This window comes from Methylorubrum zatmanii (assembly GCF_014845115.1).
GTDB classification, from domain to species: Bacteria; Pseudomonadota; Alphaproteobacteria; order Rhizobiales; family Beijerinckiaceae; genus Methylobacterium; species Methylobacterium zatmanii.
In genome coordinates, this window is record NZ_NKUI01000247.1 from 1 (window position 1) to 5,132 (window position 5,132).

The following is a 5,132-nucleotide window of genomic DNA, read 5'->3' on the forward strand; positions in this document are numbered from 1 at the left end:
TTGATCTTCTGGGCGGCGCGTGCCGGCCGCGTTCGCCGAGGTCGATCCGCGCGGCGTCATCCGGCAGTCCACGAAGATCCGCGTCGTTGACGACCCGCGGAAGGTCCGCGCCCGGCGCGCCGCCCAGAAGATCAACGAGGAACTGGAGACGTTTTGGCGCGCCAGCCTCGGCGGCCAGAAGGCCGATGCGCAGGCTCGCTACGATCAAGCGCGGATCATGGCCCGCCGGATGGGCTTCGAATACCTGGGCGCGGCCGAGGTGGCGCGCCTGCCGATGGACGAGATCCTGCGACGCGTCGAGGCGCTGGCCGAGCCCGGCAAAACCGATGATCGCGTGGCAGAGGGCGCGGTCCTCGGCGGCGTTGCGCCGCCGAAGCTGATGGTGTCCGACCTGTTCGGCGAGTTTGAGCGGCTGAGCGCCGCCGAACTGCGCGACCTGTCACCGGACCAGAGGCGGAAGTGGGCCAACGCGAAGAAGCGGGCGGTGGCGAACTTCATAGCACAGGTTGGCGACATGGAGCTGACCCGCGTGACCCGGAACAACGCCCTGGATTTTCGCGACTGGTGGCAGGGTCGCGTCCTTGATGAGGAGATGGACCCAGACACGGCCAACAAGGACTTCGGGCACCTCGCGACCATGTTCCGCACGGTGGATCGCGCTCGCCGGCTCGGGCTCGAATCCGTGTTCTCCGAAATGCGGATCAAGGGCGGCAAGAACGGCCAGCGCGTCGCCTTCGACCCAACCTTCGTGCAGACGAAATTCCTTGAGGCCGGAGCGCTCGACGGTCTCAACGACGAGGCCCGACTGATCGTCTTCCTGCTCATCGAGACCGGCCTGCGCCTCTCGGAGGCTTGCAACCTGACGACCGAGACCATCCGGCTCGATGCCGAGGTGCCGCACGTCATGGTCCGCCCTGATGGTCGGCGCATGAAGACCGATCAGTCCGAGCGCGAAATCCCGCTCGTGGGCGTCTCCCTGATGGCTGCGCAGGCCAGTCCTGGCGGCTTTCCGCGCTACCGCGACAAAGCGGCCTCGCTCTCGGCGAACGTGAACAAGCTGCTGCACGGTCGTGGCCTGCTGCCGGTGAAGGGGCAGACCCTCTATTCGTTCCGCCATACCTTCGAGGATCGGCTGACGGCCGTGGAGGCGCCCGACAAGGTTGCAGCGGCGCTGATGGGGCACAAGTACCACCGCCCTCGCTACGGCGTCGGCCCGAGCCTGAAGCAGAAGCTCGAATGGCTTCAGCGGATCGCGCACAAGCCACCCACCACGATTTAGCCGCTAGTGACCCGGCAGGTTGGACTTACCAACCTGCCGGTCGATTAGGCAGCTTCACAGAGAGTGTCCCAAGCGTCTTCGCGGTGATGATCGCGCTTCATGACTACTCGGCGCACTTTGATTGGCGGCATGACGGCGCCCTCAGGCAATTTCTTTATCGCCATTTTAGTGATTTGGGCAGGATCATAGTCTATTGCCGGCACAAACCTATGAAGCAGCGCACACACGTTATGGCGCAGTAGCTTCTCGGTTGCACCGCCCGCCCCGCCGCCGCGCTCCCACCTGTTCATGGTCTCCGGAGTAAGCTCCATAGCTTCAGCAAACTCCTTCTGGTTCATGTCCAGGGCGCGCCGCATCAGCCGCAGATCACCTCCAGTAAGCTGATACGGGAACAGGGCACGCAGGAGTGCAACGGAGCGCACAAGCCCCTGCATGTCCGGTATCTCGGTCTCAACCGCATCGCATCCCGGGCAGCGATACTCTCTCACGGCGTCGACAAGCACAGCCGTGATGCCCCCGAGATCCTCGGTGTGCTCGGGGAGCACACGCTCCTCCATAGCCTTACCGCACTCGGTGCAAGTGATCATAATCCAAGCCTCTACGACCAAGCAGTGATAATTTTTATACTGATTTCTTCTTCATAGGCGACAACAACCGCAGTTATCATACCGCCATTGTTGTCTGAGCCTTGCGCTCGCCATGTCAGCTCTCCTTGCGACTCTTCTACAAGGACAACGCGACATCGTCGGAGCATATTCTCGATATCGATGCGGACCAGCGAGTCCTTAGCCATCTCTTCGAGCGCATGCTTCGTGTACCGCACTCGAACTCTCGGATTGGAAGCGAGAGCACGAAGCCGCGCCGCCTCATCTGCGAAGTCGGTGGACACTGCTCTTAGGTGTGTGGGGCGGTTGCGACGTGGAGACATATCGTTCGAACTTGATCCGCTGTCAATGGTAAGCGCGCAACACCACAAGAGTTCCAATGACGCAGACGGAGAAGGATACGCCGATTGGTTGATCCGGGATCAATCGAATGTGCCACATTGAGACAAATGCGGCTAGTAGGCGATTGGGGTAGGGAGCACGTTCGTTGACGCCGCCAGCAGGCGCCGCGCCCGATCGCGCGGTCGTTCATGCCGACGGCACTCTGCAAGCTCCTCCTCCAATCGGTCGAGGATCGGCAGGTACACCTCTCCCTCGTCGTCCCGCGCAACGAGGTAGGCGACAAGGCGAAGGGCGCGCTCGATGCGCTCAGGCGTGACGGGGTCGGCCCTGCGCCTCACGCCGCACGCCCCTCCCCGCTCGCCGGCCGGGGCCCCGGGTTCTCGCACCACAGCGGGTTTTCGCCGCTCGCGCCGAAGAGGTCTGGCAGCGCAGCCTCGACGACCTGCGTCAGGGTGGTGAGCAGTTCGTCCTCGGCGCACTTGGCGTTGCCGCGGATATCCTCGTCGAGCACGGCCAGATCCTCCGGCTGCTCGCCGACGATGTAGGCCTCGCCTGAGATGAAGCCCTGCAACACCATGTCGACGACGATGACGCCGATGAGGTTGCGCTTAGCAGGTGGGAGACCGTGCCAAGCTGCGGCGACATTGATGATGGAGGGAATCGTCATGACAGCCCTCCAAGCCGGTTCGGAATCAGTCGGACAACCTCCTGTCGAGACTCAGGAAATTGCCGTTCGGAGGGCCGAAAAGGGCTTTTCGATTCACATGCTAGCACTCGGGCGATGTGGCGCAGGTAGCTACCGCCTACAGACCAGCGTTCGGTCTCCTCGGCCTCGACGGCATAGCGCTCGACCAGAGCCCTCAGGCCGGCCAGCGTCGTCGGCATGACCTGCATCAGCCGCTCGAATGCGACCGTCTCCGCGTAGGAAGCGGCATTGGCCCGGCGCATCTGCGCGTCGTCGTCTTCATCCAGGCCGTCGAGGGCTGCGAGGTGCGCACGCTGAGCCTCGTCGGCAGCGGCGATGGCGGCGAAGACCGGATCTTCGGTATCGGCCTGGGTGATGCGGTGGAGCGCGGTCATCCCTCGCTTCCTCCGATCTCGGCGAAGGCCACCGGCATCCGTTCGGCCGCGCGAGCCCACACCTCGGTGAAGACCTCCGGCGACAGCAACTCCTCCGCCGCGTCGACGAAAGCCTTGCGCTTCGCATCCTTGCGCGACGTGACGGGCTCGGGCTGGACGGCACGCTTCTCCGCCCGCCGAAGCTCGCCGATGCGCTGTTGCAGGCCCGGCCGCTGCCGGCGCTTCTTCTTGAGAGCCATCTCGGCCCGCTTGCGCCAGACCGGACCATTGCGGCCGTCGTCGTAGGCGAGTTGATCCTCGATGCCGAGGATCGCCCCGTCGAGATCGTCGATGATCGTCTGACCCTCGGCGACCGTGGTGATGTCGTCGATATGAACCTCCCTCCCATCGGAAAGGATGACGACGTTTACGCCACGGATCGGGCGCTCTGCGAGTACGGCTATCATACCGGCTGACCCTCACGCTTCAGCTTCCGCACCTTGGCAGCGGCAATCTCCTCGCCCTCGGCCGCGGCGATGTTGCAAAACTGCTCGACGAGTTCGTCAGGGACCCATGCAGGCACGTCAACGAGACCGGCAGCGGGCATCCTCGTAGGCTCCTCGGTGCGGGCCGTCGCTCGGCGCCCGAGCTTGCGCGCGGCCTTGAACCAGACAGCAGCCAGCCCGCGCCAAACCGGCACACGGTGCACGGCCGCGTGTTCTTTCGCCTCCTGCTCCGCGAGCTTGCCCGGCGCGAGCTGGATCGCCCGGATCAAGGCATCCCGATCGACCTCGGCGAACTCCTCCGCAGTGACCAAGTGCTGAAGCGCGCGGATGTGGGCGGCCGTGACCGGCGCAAGGTTCGCATCGGCGAGTGACCGTAGGATCCACGTAGCGTCGGCCTCTTTCTCGGCCGCCACGAGCGCACGAACCGCCGCCACGGCGATCGTCGTGCGGAGCTTGTAGACGCCTCCGGCCGGTGGGATCCGTAGGACCGTCAAATCGGCGGCCTCGCAGATCCGAGCTACGCGCAGGGCGTCCTCGTCACCGGCCGCGACCGCAGCTGCGTGCATCTGCACTGCGGTGATGGCGAGACGATCGCGGTTGTGGCCGATGAATGCCTGGGCTCGGTCGACCTGCGCCTCTGCCTGGACGACCACGACCGGGATCTCCCCGATACCGCCATGGGTCTGCGCGGCGATCGCCGTGTGCTGGCCGTCAATGACCTCCAGCCCCTGTTCGGTCCGTGCCGTCACCGGAGGCTTGAACCGTCGCCAGTCCCATCCCTCGACGATCCGGCGGATCAATCGGATCGACTGCTCCGACAGGTCGCGCTGGTAGGTCGCATCGATCAGCAGTTCGCCCGGTTTCACCCAGACGATCTCCGGCTTGGCGGTTGGAGGCAGCCCAGGCGCGACGCCGGGCAGATCAAGAGCAACGACAGCGCGCTTCATCACAGCATCTCCGACATGGATTGGGATTCGTCTGCGAGCCAGAAGCAGTCGTCGATCGACTTCGCATAGCGAAGACGACTGCCATCCCGGCGGACATTCTTGGATGCCTCAGCAGCCGCTACCTTTATCTCCGAGCCTTCCAAGACCATCAGAGCGGTTTCGCTGATGATCTCCATCCGCAAGGCATGGGGCATGTTGGAGGGCACGGCAGCGTAGATCCGCGAAAACAGTTCGTAGCCTTCACTGCGCGGCGAGGCGGTGGCGAGTACCGATCCCGTCGGCAGAGGTTCCACAGGCTTCTGTGAAGCCCTTGCCGCCTTGATCCGGGCATAGCGTCGCTGGTCTTTGTCACGGAGAAATGAGAATCGGCGTGGAAAAAGGGCTCTGACTCACT

Annotated in this window: 8 protein-coding genes; 1 reads left to right on the top strand and 7 read right to left on the bottom strand. The window is 64.1% G+C overall.

All coding sequences use genetic code 11. The features are described from left to right. Positions 1 to 19: 19 nt before the first annotated feature. Positions 20 to 1,279: a tyrosine-type recombinase/integrase gene (locus MZTS_RS22515; protein ID WP_343068836.1), complete on the top strand. Its 1,260-nt coding sequence runs from the start codon at positions 20 to 22 to the stop codon at positions 1,277 to 1,279. 44 nt (positions 1,280 to 1,323) lie between these two features. On the opposite strand, the gene MZTS_RS22520 is transcribed toward MZTS_RS22515, so the two are convergent. From MZTS_RS22520 to MZTS_RS22550, 7 genes are all read right to left on the bottom strand, one after another. Further along, positions 1,324 to 1,824, bottom strand: coding sequence for a hypothetical protein (locus tag MZTS_RS22520; protein WP_192285487.1), 501 nt, complete (start codon positions 1,822 to 1,824; stop codon positions 1,324 to 1,326). A gap of 53 nt (positions 1,825 to 1,877) precedes the next feature. Next, a complete protein-coding gene (locus MZTS_RS25725; RefSeq protein ID WP_378740016.1) occupies positions 1,878 to 2,207 on the bottom strand; it encodes a DUF4258 domain-containing protein in 330 nt (109 codons plus the stop codon). 353 nt (positions 2,208 to 2,560) lie between these two features. After that, complete coding sequence (locus MZTS_RS22530) at positions 2,561 to 2,893, bottom strand: hypothetical protein (protein ID WP_192285489.1); 333 nt, start codon at positions 2,891 to 2,893, stop codon at positions 2,561 to 2,563. Continuing rightward, positions 2,890 to 3,306, bottom strand: a complete 417-nt coding sequence (locus MZTS_RS22535) for a hypothetical protein (protein WP_192285490.1) — start codon at positions 3,304 to 3,306, stop codon at positions 2,890 to 2,892. Before MZTS_RS22535 ends, MZTS_RS22530 begins: the two co-directional genes overlap by 4 nt. After that, positions 3,303 to 3,752 (bottom strand): hypothetical protein, encoded by a 450-nt coding sequence (locus tag MZTS_RS22540; protein ID WP_192285491.1) that lies wholly within the window; start codon positions 3,750 to 3,752, stop codon positions 3,303 to 3,305. The genes MZTS_RS22535 and MZTS_RS22540 overlap by 4 nt, the downstream gene beginning before the upstream one ends. Continuing rightward, entirely contained in the window at positions 3,749 to 4,738 is a 990-nt protein-coding gene (locus tag MZTS_RS22545) for a DUF6551 family protein (protein ID WP_192285492.1), read from the bottom strand. The genes MZTS_RS22540 and MZTS_RS22545 overlap by 4 nt, the downstream gene beginning before the upstream one ends. Then, complete coding sequence (locus tag MZTS_RS22550; protein ID WP_192285493.1) at positions 4,738 to 5,031, bottom strand: hypothetical protein; 294 nt, start codon at positions 5,029 to 5,031, stop codon at positions 4,738 to 4,740. Before MZTS_RS22550 ends, MZTS_RS22545 begins: the two co-directional genes overlap by 1 nt. Between the last annotated feature and the right edge of the window lie 101 nt (positions 5,032 to 5,132).

Bases quoted from the DNA above. Each gene is read 5' to 3' on its own strand.
- MZTS_RS25725 (WP_378740016.1), bottom strand. From the start codon at position 2,207: ATGTCTCCACGTCGCAACCGCCCCACACACCTAAGAGCAGTGTCCACC.
- MZTS_RS22545 (WP_192285492.1), bottom strand. From the start codon at position 4,738: ATGAAGCGCGCTGTCGTTGCTCTTGATCTGCCCGGCGTCGCGCCTGGG.
- MZTS_RS22535 (WP_192285490.1), bottom strand. From the start codon at position 3,306: ATGACCGCGCTCCACCGCATCACCCAGGCCGATACCGAAGATCCGGTC.
- MZTS_RS22530 (WP_192285489.1), bottom strand. From the start codon at position 2,893: ATGACGATTCCCTCCATCATCAATGTCGCCGCAGCTTGGCACGGTCTC.
- MZTS_RS22540 (WP_192285491.1), bottom strand. From the start codon at position 3,752: ATGATAGCCGTACTCGCAGAGCGCCCGATCCGTGGCGTAAACGTCGTC.